At 35.4% G+C, this 18,862-nt stretch carries 16 protein-coding genes; 7 read left to right on the top strand and 9 right to left on the bottom strand.

Features of this window, described 5'->3' with window-relative positions:
• The first annotated feature begins 83 nt into the window (after positions 1 to 83).
• Positions 84 to 737: a gluconate 2-dehydrogenase subunit 3 family protein gene (locus VB248_RS09475; protein ID WP_323296527.1), complete on the top strand. Its 654-nt coding sequence runs from the start codon at positions 84 to 86 to the stop codon at positions 735 to 737.
• A gap of 130 nt (positions 738 to 867) precedes the next feature.
• Here VB248_RS09475 and pssA read toward each other — a convergent pair whose 3' ends face one another.
• From pssA to VB248_RS09455, 4 genes are all read right to left on the bottom strand, one after another.
• The gene (gene pssA, locus VB248_RS09470) at positions 868 to 1,593 is read right to left on the bottom strand and encodes a CDP-diacylglycerol--serine O-phosphatidyltransferase (RefSeq protein ID WP_323296526.1); all 726 of its coding nucleotides are present in this window, start codon (positions 1,591 to 1,593) and stop codon (positions 868 to 870) included.
• Between the two features lie 14 nt (positions 1,594 to 1,607).
• Positions 1,608 to 2,249, bottom strand: a complete 642-nt coding sequence (locus VB248_RS09465) for an MBL fold metallo-hydrolase (RefSeq protein WP_323296525.1) — start codon at positions 2,247 to 2,249, stop codon at positions 1,608 to 1,610.
• Positions 2,250 to 2,315: 66 nt separating this feature from the next.
• Complete coding sequence (locus VB248_RS09460) at positions 2,316 to 3,008, bottom strand: SAM-dependent methyltransferase (protein ID WP_323296524.1); 693 nt, start codon at positions 3,006 to 3,008, stop codon at positions 2,316 to 2,318.
• A 17-nt stretch (positions 3,009 to 3,025) separates the two neighbouring features.
• A complete protein-coding gene (locus VB248_RS09455; protein WP_323296523.1) occupies positions 3,026 to 3,799 on the bottom strand; it encodes an alpha/beta fold hydrolase in 774 nt (257 codons plus the stop codon).
• A gap of 416 nt (positions 3,800 to 4,215) precedes the next feature.
• On the opposite strand from VB248_RS09455, the gene VB248_RS09450 reads away from it, so the two are divergent.
• The gene (locus VB248_RS09450) at positions 4,216 to 7,512 is read left to right on the top strand and encodes a TonB-dependent receptor (protein ID WP_323296522.1); all 3,297 of its coding nucleotides are present in this window, start codon (positions 4,216 to 4,218) and stop codon (positions 7,510 to 7,512) included.
• 145 nt (positions 7,513 to 7,657) lie between these two features.
• Here the strand turns inward: VB248_RS09450 and VB248_RS09445 are convergent, their stop codons facing one another.
• Positions 7,658 to 8,014: a CoA-binding protein gene (locus tag VB248_RS09445; protein ID WP_323296521.1), complete on the bottom strand. Its 357-nt coding sequence runs from the start codon at positions 8,012 to 8,014 to the stop codon at positions 7,658 to 7,660.
• A 50-nt stretch (positions 8,015 to 8,064) separates the two neighbouring features.
• Here VB248_RS09445 and VB248_RS09440 point away from each other — a divergent pair, with 50 nt between their 5' ends.
• Complete coding sequence (locus VB248_RS09440) at positions 8,065 to 10,158, top strand: hypothetical protein (RefSeq protein ID WP_323296520.1); 2,094 nt, start codon at positions 8,065 to 8,067, stop codon at positions 10,156 to 10,158.
• 78 nt (positions 10,159 to 10,236) lie between these two features.
• The gene (locus VB248_RS09435) at positions 10,237 to 10,824 is read left to right on the top strand and encodes an NUMOD4 domain-containing protein (RefSeq protein ID WP_407652903.1); all 588 of its coding nucleotides are present in this window, start codon (positions 10,237 to 10,239) and stop codon (positions 10,822 to 10,824) included.
• Between the two features lie 44 nt (positions 10,825 to 10,868).
• Here the strand turns inward: VB248_RS09435 and porZ are convergent, their stop codons facing one another.
• Entirely contained in the window at positions 10,869 to 12,686 is a 1,818-nt protein-coding gene (gene porZ / locus VB248_RS09430) for a type IX secretion system anionic LPS delivery protein PorZ (protein WP_323296518.1), read from the bottom strand.
• Positions 12,687 to 12,710: 24 nt separating this feature from the next.
• Positions 12,711 to 13,289: a thymidine kinase gene (locus tag VB248_RS09425; protein ID WP_323296517.1), complete on the bottom strand. Its 579-nt coding sequence runs from the start codon at positions 13,287 to 13,289 to the stop codon at positions 12,711 to 12,713.
• A gap of 191 nt (positions 13,290 to 13,480) precedes the next feature.
• Here VB248_RS09425 and VB248_RS09420 point away from each other — a divergent pair, with 191 nt between their 5' ends.
• Both VB248_RS09420 and VB248_RS09415 read left to right on the top strand, forming a co-directional pair.
• A complete protein-coding gene (locus VB248_RS09420; protein WP_323296516.1) occupies positions 13,481 to 13,948 on the top strand; it encodes an Mpo1 family 2-hydroxy fatty acid dioxygenase in 468 nt (155 codons plus the stop codon).
• 170 nt (positions 13,949 to 14,118) lie between these two features.
• A complete protein-coding gene (locus VB248_RS09415) occupies positions 14,119 to 15,024 on the top strand; it encodes a prohibitin family protein (protein WP_323296515.1) in 906 nt (301 codons plus the stop codon).
• A 74-nt stretch (positions 15,025 to 15,098) separates the two neighbouring features.
• On the opposite strand, the gene VB248_RS09410 is transcribed toward VB248_RS09415, so the two are convergent.
• Positions 15,099 to 15,992, bottom strand: a complete 894-nt coding sequence (locus tag VB248_RS09410; protein WP_323296514.1) for an OmpA/MotB family protein — start codon at positions 15,990 to 15,992, stop codon at positions 15,099 to 15,101.
• A gap of 395 nt (positions 15,993 to 16,387) precedes the next feature.
• On the opposite strand from VB248_RS09410, the gene VB248_RS09405 reads away from it, so the two are divergent.
• Entirely contained in the window at positions 16,388 to 17,665 is a 1,278-nt protein-coding gene (locus VB248_RS09405) for a M20/M25/M40 family metallo-hydrolase (protein ID WP_323296513.1), read from the top strand.
• Positions 17,666 to 17,836: 171 nt separating this feature from the next.
• On the opposite strand, the gene mdh is transcribed toward VB248_RS09405, so the two are convergent.
• Positions 17,837 to 18,775 carry a malate dehydrogenase gene (mdh, locus tag VB248_RS09400; protein WP_323296512.1) on the bottom strand — a complete coding sequence of 313 codons (939 nt, stop codon included), beginning with the start codon at positions 18,773 to 18,775 and terminating at the stop codon, positions 17,837 to 17,839.
• Positions 18,776 to 18,862 lie beyond the last annotated feature (87 nt).

Here is an 18,862-nt window from a genome sequence, read left to right as displayed (position 1 = left end):
GGAGTGGTGTTTTTAAAGATGCTACTCAATAATTCTACTTATTTGTTAAAATTTCCAAGTCATCAAATTTTCAAATTATTATTATGAAAAGAAGAGATTATTTAAAAAGTATAGGGATGTCATCGTTGGGAATGGCGGTGATAAGCCCAGAAGCTAAGGCGATGGAAATGCTCGATGGCCCAAAACCTAAGCCAAAAGCAAAAGCCAGTACTCCTGCTGTTCCAAAATATAATTATGGTAGAACGGAAGATGAAATCGCTCGTGATGCCAAATTATTAGCTGAAAAATTCTTTACCGACCACGAAATAAAAACTATTACATTGTTGTCGGATATTATTATTCCTGCTGATGCTCATTCTGGAAGTGCTTCTCAAGCAGGCGTACCTGCTTTTATTGAGTTTATGGCAAAAGACCAACCTTCGTTTCAAACGCCATTGCGTGGAGGTTTACGTTGGTTAGATTCTGCCTCAATTAAGCGTTTTGGTAAAAATTTCATTGCTTGTACTGCCAAGGAGCAAATCAGTCTTGTAGATGAAATTGCCTATCCAGAGAAAGCAAAACCTGCGGTATCGCAAGGGGTAAGTTTCTTCTCATTAATGAGAAACCTAACAGCATCAGGTTTTTATTCTTCCGAAATGGGTCATAACGACATCGGTTATGTAGGAAATAGACCTAATAATTGGGATGGAGTACCCGAAGAAGTACTTAAACAATATGGTTTGAGTTACGATTCGTAAGTAGTGATTAGTATTTCATGTATCTAATAATCATATATTTACATAAATAATAAACGACAAAAGGCTGAGAGTTTCCTCAGCCTTTTGTCGTTTATTAAGAATTTTAATTTATTAGGGAGTTTTATACTTTTCAATTAGTTCTCTTCATAAGTACATTTTGAGCTACCGATAAGCCAATGTACATCAGAATTATCACAGGTATCGCTACAAATTTTAAGAGTACTAAAAGTAAAACAGACAAAAGTAAAAACACGTATTTTAATTGATTAGACTGCCAAGCGAAACTTTTGAATTTTAGAGCAAACAATGGAAGTTCGGCTACCAGCAAATACGACATGATGATTGAGTAAAAAGTAAGTACATTATAATTAATAAAAATTGTTTTGTACTCAGGCTGAAAAGCCGCAATCAATGGGAGTGAAGCTACTATCATTCCATTGGCTGGAGTGGGAACTCCGATGAAGGAATCACTTTGGCGAGTATCAATATTGAATTTTGCCAAACGTAAACCCGAAAAAACAGCCAATCCAAAAGCAATATAAGGTTTGTGAAAACCAAAAAGTCCAGTAGTACAATAACCGTTGCAACTACCTTCTAATAAATGCAACATCATAAAAGCAGGCAATACACCAAATGTCACCATGTCTGCCAATGAATCTAATTCTTTGCCAATGGGCGAACTTACATGAAGTATGCGAGCAACGAAACCATCAAGCCAGTCGCAAACCAAAGCAATACCAATTAAATAAGAAGCAGTTTCTAAATCTCCTCTGAATACATTCAAAATTCCAAAGCAACCACAAAGTAAATTTGCACAAGTCAAGGCATTCGGAATGTGTTTTTTTATTTCATTCATAAATTCAGAGTGGATTATAATTTAATAAATGGATTATGTTTTCTTTCAAATCCGATGGTAGTAGTAATGCCATGACCGGGATAAACAACTACTTCAGCAGGTAAAGTATAAAGTTTGGTTCTAATACTCTTTTGTAAATCTTCGTAACTGCATAAAGGGAAATCGGTTCTTCCGATACTACTTTTAAATAGCACGTCGCCACTGATACAAATATTTTGTTCAACATTCACAAATGCCACATGACCAGGTGCATGACCCGGCACAAAAAGTATATCTAAGGTTGAATTTCCGAAAGTAATTTTGTCGCCTTCTTCAATAAAAACATCTACCGTTGAGCCTTCGTAATTTGGAAAGCCATAATACTCTGCACGGCTTGCGGCATTATTCAATAATGGTAAGTCTTTTTGATGCAGATGTAGCTTTACGTTGTAAGTTCTTTTAATAAACTCATTGCCAAGTACGTGGTCGATGTGTGCATGAGTATTAAGCAAATGCACTACTTTCAATTGTTGTGCTTCAATAAAATCTTTTAATATTTTTCTTTCTTCGTAATTATGACAGCCAGGGTCAACAACTACACATTCTTTTGTTTCATCAAAAAGAAGGTAGGTGTTTTCACCGAATGGGTTGAAGGTAAATGCTTGAACTTGTATCATGTTGGTCGTTTTCGGAATAATGCTATTTTACGTAATTACAAAGATGAAAATAATTCCTTAAAATTGTTAAATTGAAAGTAAAAACATCGTTGGTTTCTTGTGTAAATCAGGTTTTTGCTTTTTCCAATCGTTAATACTTTTGGTTTGAATCATCTCGTCGGCAGCCGTAACATTACAAGCAATACAAAGTAAACTTGCTCCGCTAAGGTTGGCGAACAAATCTTCCAAGAGTTGATTATTTCTAAAAGGGGTTTCCATAAAAATTTGGGTTTGTCCTTTTTTAGCTTCTTGTTCCAAACTTTTAATTTTCTTACTTCGCTCTACTTTTTCGATGGGCAAGTAACCATGAAATACAAAAGATTGTCCAGAAAAGCCAGATGCCATCAAGCCTAATAAAATTGAAGAAGGCCCTACTAAAGGCACTACTTTTATGCCCATTTGGTGTGCTACTTGTACAGCTAAAGCACCGGGGTCGGCAACGCCCGGGCAACCTGCTTCGGAAATTACACCAATATTTTTTTGTGGTGGAATTTCCTTGAAATACTGTTTTACTTGAGCCAAAGAAGTATCCTTATTTAACTCAAAAAAATGAAGTTGGTCTATTACTTTTCCAACTTTCAATTCACTGATAAAGCGACGTGTCGTGCGAATATTTTCCACAAAATAATACTCCGTATTACGAATCACTTCTTTGATTTGTGGCGAAAGTACTGCCTCGGCAGTTTCGGGAGCAAGCATCGTGGGAATGAGAAATAGCATAATCTTACGATTTGTTTTTACGATTTCACAAATCGTGTTAATATTTCAATAAATTCTTTGGGTTTGTCGGCTTGTACCCAGTGTCCAGCACCTTCGATTGTCTCAAGCTCATAATTTGGAAAGAGTTCCCAAATTTTACGTTCATCTTCGGGCTGAATATAGTGCGATTCTGAACCACGAATAAACAAAGCAGGTTTTTCTACGGTCTGTTCATTTTGTAATTCATGACCTACTACATCAATATTTTGAGTAATCACAGGCAAGTTGATTCGCCAATCAAATTCATTATTTTTAACAGGATTTCTCCATAAATTTTTCAAAAGAAATTGTCGAACGCCTTCATTCTCTTCAAAACGGCTGAGAATTTCATTAGCCTCAGTTCTGCTTTTAAGATTTTTTAAATCGACAGAAGCCAAACCTTGTAAAATCATTGAATGATGAACAGGATAATATTTTGGAGCAATATCTACTACAACCATTTTTGAAAAAGCGTCGGGGTAGCTCATCGCAAATTGCATAACCGCTTTTCCACCCATCGAATGCCCAACGATGATTGGGTTTTCAAGTTTGTGTTCAAGAATAAATTCATGTAAATCTGCCGCCATTACATCATAATTAAACTCATCACTTCTCGGCGATTGCCCATGATTTCGTTGGTCAACCATAAAAACACGGTTTTCTTCTCCCAAGATTTTTCCAATCGTCAGCCAGTTGTCCGAAGAACCAAAAATCCCATGTAATATGATAATAGGCGAACCCGACTCGCCGCTTTGTCTAAAGTATAGTTTCATTATTTAAAATTGTTAAATCAAATCAATGTCGGTAATAAATCCAAACGCCAAAGTTCTTCTTTCTTCTTGAAATTTACAAACAAGCACATTGTAGAGATGAATTATTGGAATAATAACAAGTTCTTAACAATTAATTAACGTATAAATATAGGGTTATTAGAAAATACACATCTTAAAAAAATACCAAACTGATAGACTTTGTAAAAAAAGAGATTTTCTTAAAAATAATAAATATCATTTTTGTAAATAGGCTTGATTATTCAAATAAATAATTGTATTATATCTATAAATCAGTAGGTTGTATAATTTGTATTTACAGATTCTTAACCGTTGAGTATTGTTCAAGCTAAAAAAATGTTGTTATTTTGTGAAGAATTCAACAGTACTAATTCTAACTAAATTCCAAATTTTCAAACATGAAGAAATTCTTTACAACAAAGGTAGTTACTGCAATTGTTATTGCGATAATGGCTACCATTTCCAGTGTACAGGTTTTTGCTCAGGTGACATCTTCTTCTATTACAGGTAGTGTAGTAGATGCAAAGGGAGAGGCTTTGCCAGGAGCTTCCGTTGTTGCTGTACATACTCCTTCTGGTTCACGTTATGGTGCTTCAACAAATGCTGCTGGTCGTTTTACATTACCGGGCGTTAGGGTTGGTGGACCATTTACAGTTACTGTAACATTTGTAGGTTACAAACCAGAGGTTCTTTCAGAAGTTTTTACAACATTAGGGGTTGCGAGTAACTTTAATATCAAACTTACAGAAGAAGGTAAGCAATTGGCTGAAGTAGTAGTAACTGCAGGTAAAAGCGATATTTTCAGTTCAAGTAAAACAGGTGCTTCAAGTACTTTCTCTGGACAAACTTTATCGAGTTTACCAACTTTAAACCGTACAATCAACAGTGTTACAAAGTACAACGCTTATAGTAATGGTACTTCATTCGCTGGTCAAGATTCACGTTTCAACAACTTTACCATTGACGGTTCTGTATTTAACAACGGTTTCGGTTTGGGTAGTGATGCTCAGGCAGGTGGTAGAACTGGTTATGGTGCAATTTCTTTAGATGCGGTTGAACAATTACAAATCAACATTGCACCTTTCGATGTTCGTCAGTCAGGTTTTACAGGGGCAGCTATCAACGCTGTAACTCGTTCGGGTACAAATGATGTTTCAGGTTCTGTGTATCACTTCTTCAAAAACCAAAAATTAGTTGGTAACAAGATTGATACAACTACAGTAAAAATCACAGACTTTAGCGAAAAAACAACAGGTTTCCGTGTAGGTGGTGCTATTATCAAAAACAAATTGTTTTACTTCATCAATGCTGAAACAATTGAAAGTACTCAGCCTGCATTAAGCTGGTCGGCAAATACTGGAAGCGGTGGAGGTAACGTTTCAAGAACAACTCTTGCTGACTTACAGAAAGTATCAGATATTATGGGTAAGCTTGGTTGGAATGCTGGTGCATTAGACGGATTTAACAGCGTTTCAAACAGTAAGAAATTCTTAGCTCGTATTGATTACAACATCAATGATAAGCATAAGTTAACAGTTCGTTACTCGCACCACGATTCAAAATCAGACAATTTAATTTCGGGTAGTAATAGTAGTGCTACTGCTGGTTTTGGTAACAGAACTAACTCTGCAACGGCTATGTCGCCACAAAATACAGGTTATATCATTCAAGATAACACTCGTTCAATTGTTGCGGAATTAAACTCAACGTTTAATTCAAGAATGGCAAACAACTTAATTGCTACTTATAATAAGCAAGTTGAAGACAGAGAGTATCGTACACAGTTGTTCCCATTGATTGAGATTCAAGACCCAACTACAAGATCAACTTATACATCTGCTGGTATGGACCCATTCACTCCAAGCAACAAGTTGAGATATTCTACTTTCAATTTAACAGATAACTTTACTTACTTCTCTGGAAAGCATACACTTACAGCAGGTTTATCTTACGAGTTCTTCAAGTCTGATAACTTATTCTTCCCATCTTCACAAGGTGTATATGTGTATAGATCAATGGCAGATTTCGAGACGGCAATGAACGCATACTTGGCAAATCCAAATTTGACAGTTTCTCCAGTTACTTTAGCTCGTTTCAACTACCGTTATTCATTATTGCCTAACGGACAAGACCCTTGGCAAGTATTGAAAGTATCGACAACTTCAGCGTACGTTCAAGATGAATATCAATTGAAAGAAAACTTGAAAATTACAGCTGGTATTCGTGCAGACTATATCGCAGTTGGTACTGAAATCGACTACTATAATGCTACTGTGGCAGGTTTAACTTACAAAACGCCAGATGGTGCTGATTATACAATCAACACAGCAAATATGCCGAAAAATAGAGTTTATATATCTCCAAGAATTGGTTTTAACTATGACTTGAAAGGCGATAAAACAACTCAAATTCGTGGTGGTTCTGGTTTATTCTTAGCTCGTATTCCTTATGTGTTAATTTCTAACCAATTAGGTAACAACGGTGTGAACACAGCTTTGAGAAGTGCGGATAACACAACTGCTTTCCCATTCACTTTGGACCCAAGCAAATACACGCCTTCGACAACAGACCTTTCAACAATTCCTGCCTTTACGTTGAATGCTAATGATGAGAATTTAAAATTCCCTCAAATTTGGAAAACAAACATCGCTGTTGACCACAAGCTTCCATTCGGATTTATCGGTACTTTAGAATATATCTATAACCAAAACGTAAATGGTTTGAAATATATCGACGTAAACTTGAAAGCTCCTACGGCAACTTTTGCAGGTGCTGATAACCGTAGCCGTTATCCAAGATCAGTGGCTGCTGCTAACTCGCTTTATATTAACGCCAAAACAAACAGTGCTTACATCTTAACTAACACAGACGAAGGTTATTCTTACAGCTTTACAGCTAAATTAGAAAAACCAAACACTAATGGTTGGGGTGGTATGATTGCATATACTTATGCTTATGCTAAAGACATTGCTTCAGTAGGTAGTACAGTTGATGCTGCTACTCCAACAGTAGGCGGTGTAAACTATTTAGGATTAGGTTATTCAAACAACGATTTACGTAGCCGTTTTGTAGGATATGTAAATTACCGTATCAATTATGGCGGTAAAATCGGTGGAGCTACTACATTTACTTTAGGTATGGTTTCAAACAGTGGTACTAAGCTTTCTTATGTTTATTCTAACGACTTTAACGGAGATGGTCAGAACAACAACGACTTGATTTATATCCCTAAAGCTGGTGAAAAATTAAACTTTGTTGCTAACGGTACATTTACTCCTGAACAACAACAAGCTGCTTTTGATGCTTGGATTAATAACGATCAATATTTATCATCAAGAAGAGGTTCTTATGCTGAAAGAAATGGACAGCAATTCCCATGGTTGACTCGTTTTGATTTCTCTGCTGAACAAGACTTCAACATCAAAGTAGGTAAGAAAGTAAATACGCTTCGTTTCAGAGCTGATATTTTGAACGTAGGTAACCTTATTTCTAATACAGCTGGTTTAACTTATACTGCTGCTACAACTGCTCCTTTAACATTAGCAAGTGTAGATGCTGCTGGTAACCCAAGCTATAGATTAGCTACTCAAGTAGTAAATAACAAGACTGTTTTATTACAAGATACTTTTGTTAAAAACTATGCTTTATCAAACGTTTACCAAATTCAATTAGGTATTCGTTATATCTTCAACTAAGATTGATAAAAGCTTTTTATAACAATAAAGCCCGAAGAAATTTCTTCGGGCTTTATTGTTATAATTGAGTTGATAATGATTTTTGAGTAAAAAGTTTTAAACAAGACTATCTCATAATTAATCATTCAAAACTCATATCCAATCATTAGTACTGTTTCGTAGAAAGTAAAACTAAAGTACAGGCTTCTTCTACCTCTATACCAGCTTGTAAGGCTTTTTCTTCAAAAACTGGATTTTCTGTACCGGGATTAAAAATTATTCTTCTGGGTTTTAATTGAATTAAGTAATTGTACAATTCTGACTGATGATTTGCACCAACGTACATTGTAATAGTATCTATTCCTTCAAATGGCTTTTGAGCAGTCTCAATTACACTTCCTGCTACTTCTCCGCTTTTTTTTCCATACAAAACCACTTCATGTCCATAAGATTTTAACATATTTGTAGCGATAAATGAATACCTTTCTGGATTTGTGGACGCTCCAACGACTAATGTTTTCATAATTGTATAAATTTTCCAATAATTTATTTTATTTTTAAACATTTTTCTGAGTGACTTTAGTTCTCAAAAAAACGAAAGACCATTTTTATACAACATTTATGAATATTCCTGAACATTATGATGATTTTCAGCACTACTGGACGAATCATCAACAGGAGGCTATTACGGCCTTTTCCACCCAAAAACATTCCTTCATTGTAAATCTATTGCCCGAAGAAGCAGTGAAAATTCCTGCAGTCCAATTACTTTATATTTTGGAAAAACGCTTTGGTCAAGCAGATTTGTATCAGGCTCTCAATCCGAACAACAGTATTGAAAGCCCAGTTCAAAAAAATACGGACACTTCTTGGTTCAAGACTGTCAACATGGTAGGTATCAACGTTCGTACCATTGGTAGTTTTTTCAATGTAGTGAAGTATGCTCTTACTCTTCCGCAAGCTCAGTCTTCTATTCATTTACTTCCAATTTGGGAGTGTGGTGTAGTCGCAAGCTTATACGGTATGGCGAGTTGGAATATTAATCCCGAGTTTTTTGATGCTGAATTAGCTCAATACTTCCCTCATTTGAATACCGTAGAGAAACAGCTAAAGGTTGTATCCAATCTACTGCATTTGATGGGCAAAACCGTTGGGATGGATGTGATTCCACACACCGACCGCTATTCGGAAGTGGCATTGGCTAATCCACATTTTTTTGAATGGCTACAAAGAAGAGAGTTTGAAATTACAGACCATGCTGCCAATTTGCATGAAAAAGTACAAGAACTAATTTTAGATTTTTTAGCTCAATTTGGTGGCGTTTCCGCTGATGACTATCCAAAAGAAAAAGAAGTATTTTTTGATAATCGTCTTTTTGCTGAAGAAAAAAGATTACAAGTACTTTTTGGTGAGAAGGAGCATTTAGAAAGACGTAACCAACGCCGAAATCAACTCATCAATCATCTATTTGCTGAAGGCTACGAACCAGTACCTGCTACAATGGCACCGCCATATAGAGGTTTGGAAGTAGATAAAAGAGAAGAAGCTAAAACGGTTGATGCTGACGGTAGAGTTTGGCGTGATTTTATTATTTCAAAGCCAGAAGAAATGTCAAGGGTTTTTGGCCCATTAGCTCGTTTCAAACTGTATGAAAGTTTAAATGATAATGCAGATTGGGAAATTGATTTCTCGAAACCTCGCTATGAAGTATGGTCATATACCGCAGAGAAGTACTTAGGTTTTGCTCGTGATTATAATTTTGACTTTATGCGTGGAGATATGTCGCACGTACAGTTGAGGAAAGAAGGTACGCCAGAAAACCCAGATTTGTATTATGACATTCATAAGTATATCAAACATGAAATTTGCCAGCACAGACCTTATTTTGGCTATTTTGCAGAAAGTTTCTTAGCACCACCCAATACGATGGCTTATGGGGTAGAAGAAGACCATTTAGAAGGCTCGGATGCTGACAGTACTTTAGGTGATTTACAGTCGATGGTATTGGGTTCAGAGATTTTTGTTTCCTCATTTGCCCGTTATCATCATTTATTAACAACCAGAAAATTTGCTCCGAATTTTACCATCATTACCGCAGATAAAGACGACCCACGTTTTGATGAATTTTACCTAAAAGGCAACGAAGTAAGAATGTTTATGGCATTATTTCTCGCAGATATGCCTACTTATATGAGTTTAGGTTTTGAACAACGTGACCCTCACCCAACGCCTGCACCAAACGAGCATTATACAAAATTGTATGTATTTCAGCTTTCAGAAGGACCAAAAGCAACGAAAACAAAATTTCAGTGGGGGAAAAATGGGGAATTATTCCATAATTTGACTATTTTGAGAAAAATTTCTGAAAGTGTTTGCCCAACACTTGGAAACCAAAGTACACGTTGGCTAATTGAACCAGATTTTGCTGGACAAAAGAAGGTAATCGCTTGGACTCAGACCGAAAACCGAACTTACTTATTTATTGTAAATATGGATTTGGAAAATAAAAGCAGTGAAGTTGTATTGGAAAATGCTGTTGAATTGAATAAATTAGAAAATATTTATTCTACTCACCCAAGTACGGAAAATATTGTGCCTTCTCAAAACCAAATCAATGTAGGTTCACTCGATGCCGGAGAGTGTAGAATTTATAGATACCATCATTAAATTATACAAACATTGCCTAAGAGTTATAGTTAAATTAAATAAATACTGACCACATAAAACGCTAATTTTACTAACATGATGGACAAAAAAGGACCTTCAGGAGCTAAGAAGAATTTAAGTTTCTGGAATGAAAAATGGGTAGATATTCCTTTTAATGAAGTTGAAAATCCACCTGTTTACAAGGTGTCAAATTACGGTCGATTAAAGAGCTTTCAGAATAATTCGGTACATGGCGAGATTATTAATGGCTCAAAAATTCAAGGTTACAAGTCGCTCAATATCAGAGCAAAAGGTAATAAATCCTTAAATCGTTATGTACATAAATTAGTTGCTGAGTTTTTTGTACCAAAAGATAATGAAGAACAAAAATTTGTTATCCATCTCGACCACGATAAGCTAAATAATTATTTTGAAAATTTAAAATGGGCTACTCGTGACGAAATGACAATCCACAATCGTGACAATCCTGCGGTGAAAGATAGAGTAATTCCGAAAAGGACTAAAAACTACAAACTAACAGAAAGTAAAGTATTGATGATTAAAAAAATGTTGAGGTCTGATAAAAACCGTTTGAAAATGATAGCCAAGCAATTTGGCATTACTCATACTCAGTTAAACCGAATTCGTTCGGGTGAAAACTGGGGACATGTGAAATTAGAAGACTAATACAGAATAAGGGTTTAGCATTTCTTTTGAAGGCTAAACCCTTATTATTTTACAATGACCAATCTATTCACTAAAGTTTCTTCTCCTTTAGCATTTCCGCTAAAAATCAAATAAATGCCTGTTTCTGCTTTTTTACCTGCAAGTGTTTTTCCATTCCAAGTGGCAGTTCCGCCATTTGCCTGAGTTTCATAAATGAGATTGCCAGCAATATCAGTGATTTTTACAAAAGCATTTTCTACCAAGCCTTCAATACCGATTGTTCCTTCAAAATCAGGGCGAACAGGGTTAGGAAATACTTTTACGGTATTTTCAGATTGTAAAGAAGTACTTTCTGTGGCTGTGCCTCTGTAAGAAACCAAACCTTTTGATGTTCTAATAAATACTTCGCCTTTGCTGTCGGTTTTTACATATAAAATTTCGTTTGAGGGCAAAGGAGAATCACTTTCAGTAAATTGCGAAACCAATGAAGTACCATCTGAACTGAATAGAAACAATCCATTGTTTGTTCCCATCCATTTACGATTTCCGCCATCCACTGCAATCGTATTGACTGTTTCATTGCCCAGTAATCGCCTCTTTTCATAAATGGGCGTGTAAGCATCAAAGTTGCTTCCCGAAAAAACATTACTCGGACTGTCAAAAACGACTACTCCTTTGTCTGTTCCCGTCCACATTTGTCCATCTTTATCCAAAACCAAAGTTTTCACATTGCTACTTGGCAAATTTCCATAGCCGATTCCCGTAGAAATATACTTTTGTTGATTACTTGAATTTTTGACAAGAATGCCACCAAAAACTGAGCCTCTAATCCATAGATTTCCCTCGGTATCTGCTACAACTGAATCTTTACGGTTTTGGTAAAGCGTATCCAAACTTTGTGGACTATAAGATTTGAAACTGCCTTCTGAGTTACTCATCAAACCATTCTGATAATCAGCCAACCAGTATTTCCCTTGTGCATCAACTTGTAAATCTTTGATTGCCTTAATATTGGCATTGCCAAAACTGCTGTATGTGTTTTGGGATAAATCTAAAATATTACTCGACGTTCCTGTCAAAACCCAGTATTTATTGGCTTGCAGGATTTCTAATACATCAATTTTATTACTGAGGTCGATTAAATTAGTGCTTTTGCCATTCTGATATGAAAAAATCTTTCCAGAGTTATCAGCCACAAGAATACCATTTTGCCAAGTACTTAGCGTACTTTTGACTGGGTATAAAGTTGACCAATTACCAAAATATTGCAAATTGACATTACTCGCATACTTTGCCTTTCTGATTCCAACCGAAGTTGCCAAGTAAATGCTGTCGTTGGCAAAAGCAGTTTTATAAATCTCGATAGATGAACCCTTGTCTCCTAAATTTTGATAGGTTTCTTTAATGTCTTGCTTAGCTACGTCCAAAACTACCAAGCCAAAGTTGTAAGATAAATAGGCTAAATTATCTTTGGAGGCGATATGATTTACCCCTTTACTTCCTTGAATAGTCGATTCTTTCAATAAAGAAATATTACTGATTTCAAGTGGTTCGTTGGTGGACGAAAGGCTAAGTATGTCGATATTACCAGAAGTGTAAGCGATAATAATACTTTGCCTTGAAGCCACGTAATGAATTTTTGCAATGCCTACTTCGCTGAGTCCATCTATTTTTGATAAAGTAATGGCTTGGTTTTCGGAGGTGTCATAATAGAAAAATCCATTTTCGCTGATACAATAAATTTTGTTTCCCAATACCAGTACTTGTTTGGCTTTGGCGTAGTTAAAATAGGTTTGCCAAGTACCAATGGGCGTTTGTGCATTCAGCTTGTTCGTCAGAAAAACAAGGCAAGTAATCAGCAAGAAATATGGTATTTTTTTCAAATTTGGTATCATTACGCTTGTATTTTACAAATGAAAACATTTGCGGCATCGGGCTTCGTAGCTGTCGGTTTCGCCAAGCATTACTTGTTCTTTGATGGCTGTTTTGCGGTAAGAGTAATTGGCTACATCGCCACAAACCATACAAACAGCATGAACTTTTGTGATGTATTCGGCAATTGCCATTAATTTGGGCATTGGCCCAAATGGATTTCCTTGAAAATCCATATCCAAGCCTGCAACAATTACTCTTTTGCCTTCATTGGCTAATTGATTGGCTATTTCCACAATTTTTTCATCAAAAAACTGAGCTTCATCTATACCCACTACGTCGCAGTCGCCTGCAAGATGGAGTATTTCAATGGAGTTTTGAATGGGAGTAGAGCTAATAGAAGAAGCATTATGTGACACAATATTTGCTTGATGATAGCGAGTATCAATAGAAGGCTTGAAAATTGCAACCTTTTGTTTGGCAATTCTTGCACGATTCAATCGACGAATTAATTCTTCTGTTTTTCCAGAAAACATCGAACCGCAGACTACTTCTATCCAGCCTGTTTTTATAGTATTTTGTTGATGTTGGTTGTGATAAGGTTCAATAAACACTTTTTAAAGTTTTTTTTGGTTTGAATACATTTTGCTTACGAAGTTACACGATTTTGAAATGCGTCAGTATATTTTATTAATTCAGAACATCTCTTAATAGAATAGTACAAAAAATATATAATTTTATTGACTTATTTGAAGAAATATTTGTATAATTGTATATTGTTAAACCACTCAATATTCATACTCAAATGAAATCAATAGACAAATGGCTTGAAGAATATGGAGAAAGCCACCAAAATCCCACTAACAAAACAATTCATTGGATTTGTGTGCCACTTATTTTTTTTAGTATTTTAGGTTTGTTGTACACTATTAAAATTTCATACTTCAATATTGGGCAAATTCAAGGGAATGTAGCATTAGTCATATTAACGTTTACCTTGATTTTCTATTTTACCCTTTCAAAATCTTTGTCCTTCGGGATGTTCCTCTTTTCTTCTTTTTGTATATTTCTTTGTTATTTGATAGAAGACTTAAATTTTGTTCCCTTGTGGCAAGTTTGTGTCACCATTTTTGTTTTGGCTTGGATTGGTCAATTTTGGGGGCATAAAGTAGAAGGTAAAAAACCCTCATTTTTCAAAGATTTACTCTTTCTTATGATTGGCCCAGCTTGGTTGATGAGCTTCATTTATCAGCGTTTGGGTATTCATTATTAATCTAATTGTTAATATTTCAGGAATTTATCCTTCCAATCCCTCAAACATACCATTCATACTATTTCAGAATAAAACAGTATCAAGTAGTGAATATTTGATACTGTTTTTGTTTACAGAGGATTTTAAAATTACTGTAAATAGGCTCAAAATCACTTAAATAAACCAAGACCATGTTTTTAATTATCATTGGACTGATTGTCATTGTAGCAGGTTTTTCGATTAATACACCTGCTCTCACGTTTGCGAAGTTTTCTCGTCCTGTAAAAGTTGTCGGAGGAATTTTATTAATCATTGGTGTACTTTCTTCGGGTGTCAAGCAAATTGATGCTGGCGAAGTGGGCGTTCAATCTTTATTTGGTAATGTCAATCCAAATATTCTTTCCAGTGGTTTGAATTTTGTAAACCCTTTGGCAGAAGTACAAACTTTTGATACCAAAACACAAAACTATACCATGTCGGCTATTCACGATGAAGGAAGTAAAGATGGCGACGATGCGATTAGAGTATTAACGGCAGACGGTTTGGAAGTAATTATCGACCTTACCGTGTTGTACAGAGTAATTCCGGGAGAAGCACCTAAGATTTTCAAAGAAATAGGTTTAGACTACAACGATAAAGTAGTAAGACCAATTACTCGTACAAAAATCAGAGATAATGCCGTTTATTATGATGCCGTTGCTTTGTATTCAACTAAAAGAGATGAATTTCAGAATAGAATTTTTAAATCTATTGAAAAAGATTTACGTCAAAGAGGTCTTTTACTTGAACAACTTTTGGTAAGAAATATCAACTTACCCACTTCGGTAAAACAGACGATAGAATCGAAAATTAATGCTGAACAGGATGCACAAAAAATGCAGTTTGTACTTCAAAAAGAAAAGCAAGAAGCCGAGCGAAAAAGAGTAGAAGCACAAGGTATAGCAGATTACCAAAAAATACTTTCTACGGGCTTGAGCGATAAACAATTGCAATATGAAGCCATTAAAGCTCAGAAAGAAATTGCTACTTCACCGAATACCAAAGTAATTATTTTAGGAGGAAAAGGGAATATGCCACTCATTCTTGGAGATAAGTAAAGGCTATTTTCTGTAAAAATAAAAAAGCTGTTTTCGGGAAGAAAACAGCTTTTTTTATGAAATGGAATCTAAAATTATTTTCCTTGAGTTAATAATTGGAAGAATTGATCCAATTTAGGAGTTACGATAATTTCAGTTCTACGGTTCAATTTACGTCCAGTACTCTTATCGTTAGAATCTTTAGGAGCATATTCAGAACGTCCACCAGCAGTCATACGCTCAGGAGCTACGCTGAATTTAGTTTGTAATAAACGAACAACTGAAGTAGCACGTTTTGTACTTAAATCCCAGTTATCTTTCAAACAGTCAGTTGAAATAGGTACACTATCAGTATGACCTTCAACTAAGATGTCTAAATCTTTGTGGTCGTTTACAACTTTAGCTACTTTTTCTAAAACAGCTTCAGCTTTTTGGTTGATTACAGCACTACCCGACTGGAATAACATTTTGTCAGAAATAGAGATGTAAACTACACCTTTTTTCACTTCAACAGTTACATCTTCGTCATTTACATCAGCTAATGAACGTTTCAATGTCATTACTAAAGCTAAATTCAAAGAATCTTTACGTTGAACTGAAGAGTTCAAATCTTTGATATACTTGCTTTGTTCGTTCAAAGTTTCCAAAGATTTTTTGATACTTTCAGCACCAGACTTACTAACTACTGAAAGGTCTGACATTCTGTCTAACAAGTTAGTGTTAGTTTTTTTCAAATAGTCAACTTGGTCTTCCAAGCCTTTCAATAATTTGGTTTTAGTTTGTAATTCGCTGTCTTTAGCGTTCAAGTCCGCTTCCAATTTAGCTACTTTGTCTTCACAGTCTTTCAAACTAAGCTTAGAAGAAGAAGCCATTTTCTCCATACTTGCTTTTAAGTTTGCATAATCTGCTTGAGCTGCCGCTAATTTTTTCTTGCTAACGCAAGAAGACATGATTACGATAGTTGAGGCAAACAAAATTAATTTTTTCATACTTTTTTAGTTTATGCTAATTGCTTAATTGTATTTAATACGAAATTACTACAAAAAAGTTACATGATTGTAATGCTTTGTTTGGTACGTGAATTCTAAAATAATTCTTTTATCGCAAAAAAAGCCCTTTATTTTGAAAAATCATCAAAAAAAACAATTAAAAACTGAGTTTGTACAAATTTGAGTTTGAAAATACTTCATTTTAAAAAAATATTTTTTTGATAATTTATTTTACATCAAGCCATCCTTTATAAGGTTGATTCTGTAAGACTCATCATAAAGGAAAAAACCTTTATGAACATAAGTTTTTTCTTTCGATAAATACTCTTTGAGATAATAAGGTTTCTTTTTTTCTCTTAAAAGCCTTATTTTTAGTTTAAATAAATAAAAATTACATGAAAAAAATCATTTTAACTTCATCCTTACTTCTTGCAAGTTTGCTTCAAGCTGAAGCCCAAAAATTAAATACTACCGAGCAAAAGATTGTCAATACTGTCAATCAGCAGTTGTCAGAATCTGAAGCTCTTCTCAAGAAAATTGTAAATATCAATAGCGGTACTTTGAATACCGAAGGTGTCAAAGAAGTAGGAGCGATTCTCAGAAAAGAGTTTGATAATTTAGGTTTTCAAACAGAATGGGTTTCATTGCCAGATTCTTTGAAGCGTGCAGGGCATTTAGTGGCTGAAAGAAAAGGGAAAGCAGGCAAAAAACTTTTTTTGATTGGACATTTAGATACAGTTTTTGAAAAAGCAATGACATTTACGCCCTATTCTTATGTAAATGATTCGACAGTAACTGGCCAAGGCGTAAACGATATGAAAGGCGGAGATGTAGTTTTGATAGCCGCTTTGAAAGCATTGCAAGCCAATGGACTTTTAGAAAATACTTCGCTGACTGCCTATTTTACAGGAGATGAAGAAAGTGCAGGACGACCAACCAGTATTAGTCGTAAAGATTTTATCGAAAGAGCCAAGCAGGCTGAAATAGCATTGGCTTTTGAAACAGCCGTAGGTATGAACACAGTGGCGACTGCTCGTAGAGGTTCGAGTGGATGGAAATTAAATGTAAAAGGAGTAATGGGACACTCTTCAACGATTTTTAGTCAGCAAGCTGGATACGGAGCAATTTATGAAGCCGCCAGAATTTTGAATGAATTCAGAGAAAAGTTGAGTCAAGAACGGTATCTAACTTTCAATCCGGGTTTGATAGTGGGAGGTTCTGAAATTAACGATAATAAGGAAGCTATCGGGAAAGATAATATTATTGCTCCAAGAGTAATTGTTTCGGGTGATTTACGCTTTTTAACAGAAAGTCAAAAAGAAAATGCTCGTTTGAAAATGAAAGAAATTGTAGCCCAAAGTTTAAATAAAACAAAGGCTGAAATTACTTTTCAAGATGGCATTCCTGCCATGGAACCTACCAAAGAAAACGAACAACTATTGGCAGAACTTAGCAAAGTAAGCATAGATTTAGGATTCGGCCCTGTACAAGCTGGCGACCCAGGTTCGAGAGGAGCAGGGGATATTTCTTATATTGCCAAGTATGTCGCTTGTTTGGACGGTCTGGGAGCTTCGGGCAGAGGAGCTCATGCACCCGGTGAAACGATGAATATTAAAGAGTTTCCAAAATTAGTGCAACGAACGGCTTTGTTTATTTATAGATTGACAAGGTAATGTATTGATTTCGGATTTCGGATTTCGGCTTTTAAAATAGCTTGTTAAGGAGTATTTATCATATTTCTGAAATCAGAAATCCCAAATATAAATTGTCTCTTCATTGATTTATTAAATAAAAAAGGCTACCTCAAAAATTTTGAGGTAGCCTTTTTTTGATATATAAATTTACTACAATTCTAAAGTACTTAATACATTGTTCATGTTACGAACAGCATCTGCTGATTTAGCAAATAATGCTTGTTCAGCTTCATTCAAGTTGTAGTCGATGATTTTTTCCCAACCAGTTTTGCCTAAAACAACAGGTACGCCCAAACAAATATCAGACTGACCGTACTCGCCTTCTAATAATACTGAACAAGGAATAACACGTTTTTCATCACGAATGATAGACTCTACTACCGATAAACTTGCAGCACCCGGAGCATACCAAGCAGAAGTACCCAATAAACCAGTAAGTGTAGCACCACCCACCATAGTATCAGCAGCCACTTTGCCAAGTGTAGCTTCATCTAAATAATTTGCCACTGGAGTACCGTTCCAAGTAGCCAAACGAGTAAGAGGAATCATAGTAGTATCTCCGTGTCCACCGATTACCGATGCGTGTAAATCATTTGGAGAAACATTCATGGCTAAAGACAAATAGCACTTGAAACGAGCTGAGTCTAAAGCTCCACCCATACCAATAATACGATTTTTAGGTAAGCCAGAAGCCTTCAATGCCAAGTAAGTCATAGTATCCATTGGGTTAGATACAATCACAAAAATAGCATCAGGCGAATATTTCAAAATATTATCAACTACTGATTTTACAATGCCAGCGTTTACACCAATTAACTCTTCACGAGTCATACCCGGTTTACGAGGAAGCCCAGAAGTAATAACCACTACATCTGAATTGGCAGTCTGAGAATAGTCATTTGTAACACCCTTTAATTTAGTATCCCAACCCAAAATGGCAGCAGTTTGAAACATATCTAAGGCTTTTCCTTCAGCAAAACCCTGCTTGATGTCAAGTAATACTACTTCCGATGCTAATTCTTTACGGGCAATGTTATCAGCAGTGGTTGCACCCACAGCTCCTGCACCAACAACAGTTATTTTTGACATAATTGATTTGAATTAATTGTTTTATAAATATGTTGAAAATATAACGCAAAAGTAAGCCATTTGCTTATTCAGAGTTTTTTTTACAAG

The organism is Arcicella rigui (assembly GCF_034929435.1).
In the GTDB taxonomy this organism is placed as follows: Bacteria; Bacteroidota; Bacteroidia; order Cytophagales; family Spirosomataceae; genus Arcicella; species Arcicella rigui.
Note: the sequence above shows the minus strand (reverse complement) of the source record. Positions and strands in the feature narration are given on the sequence as shown.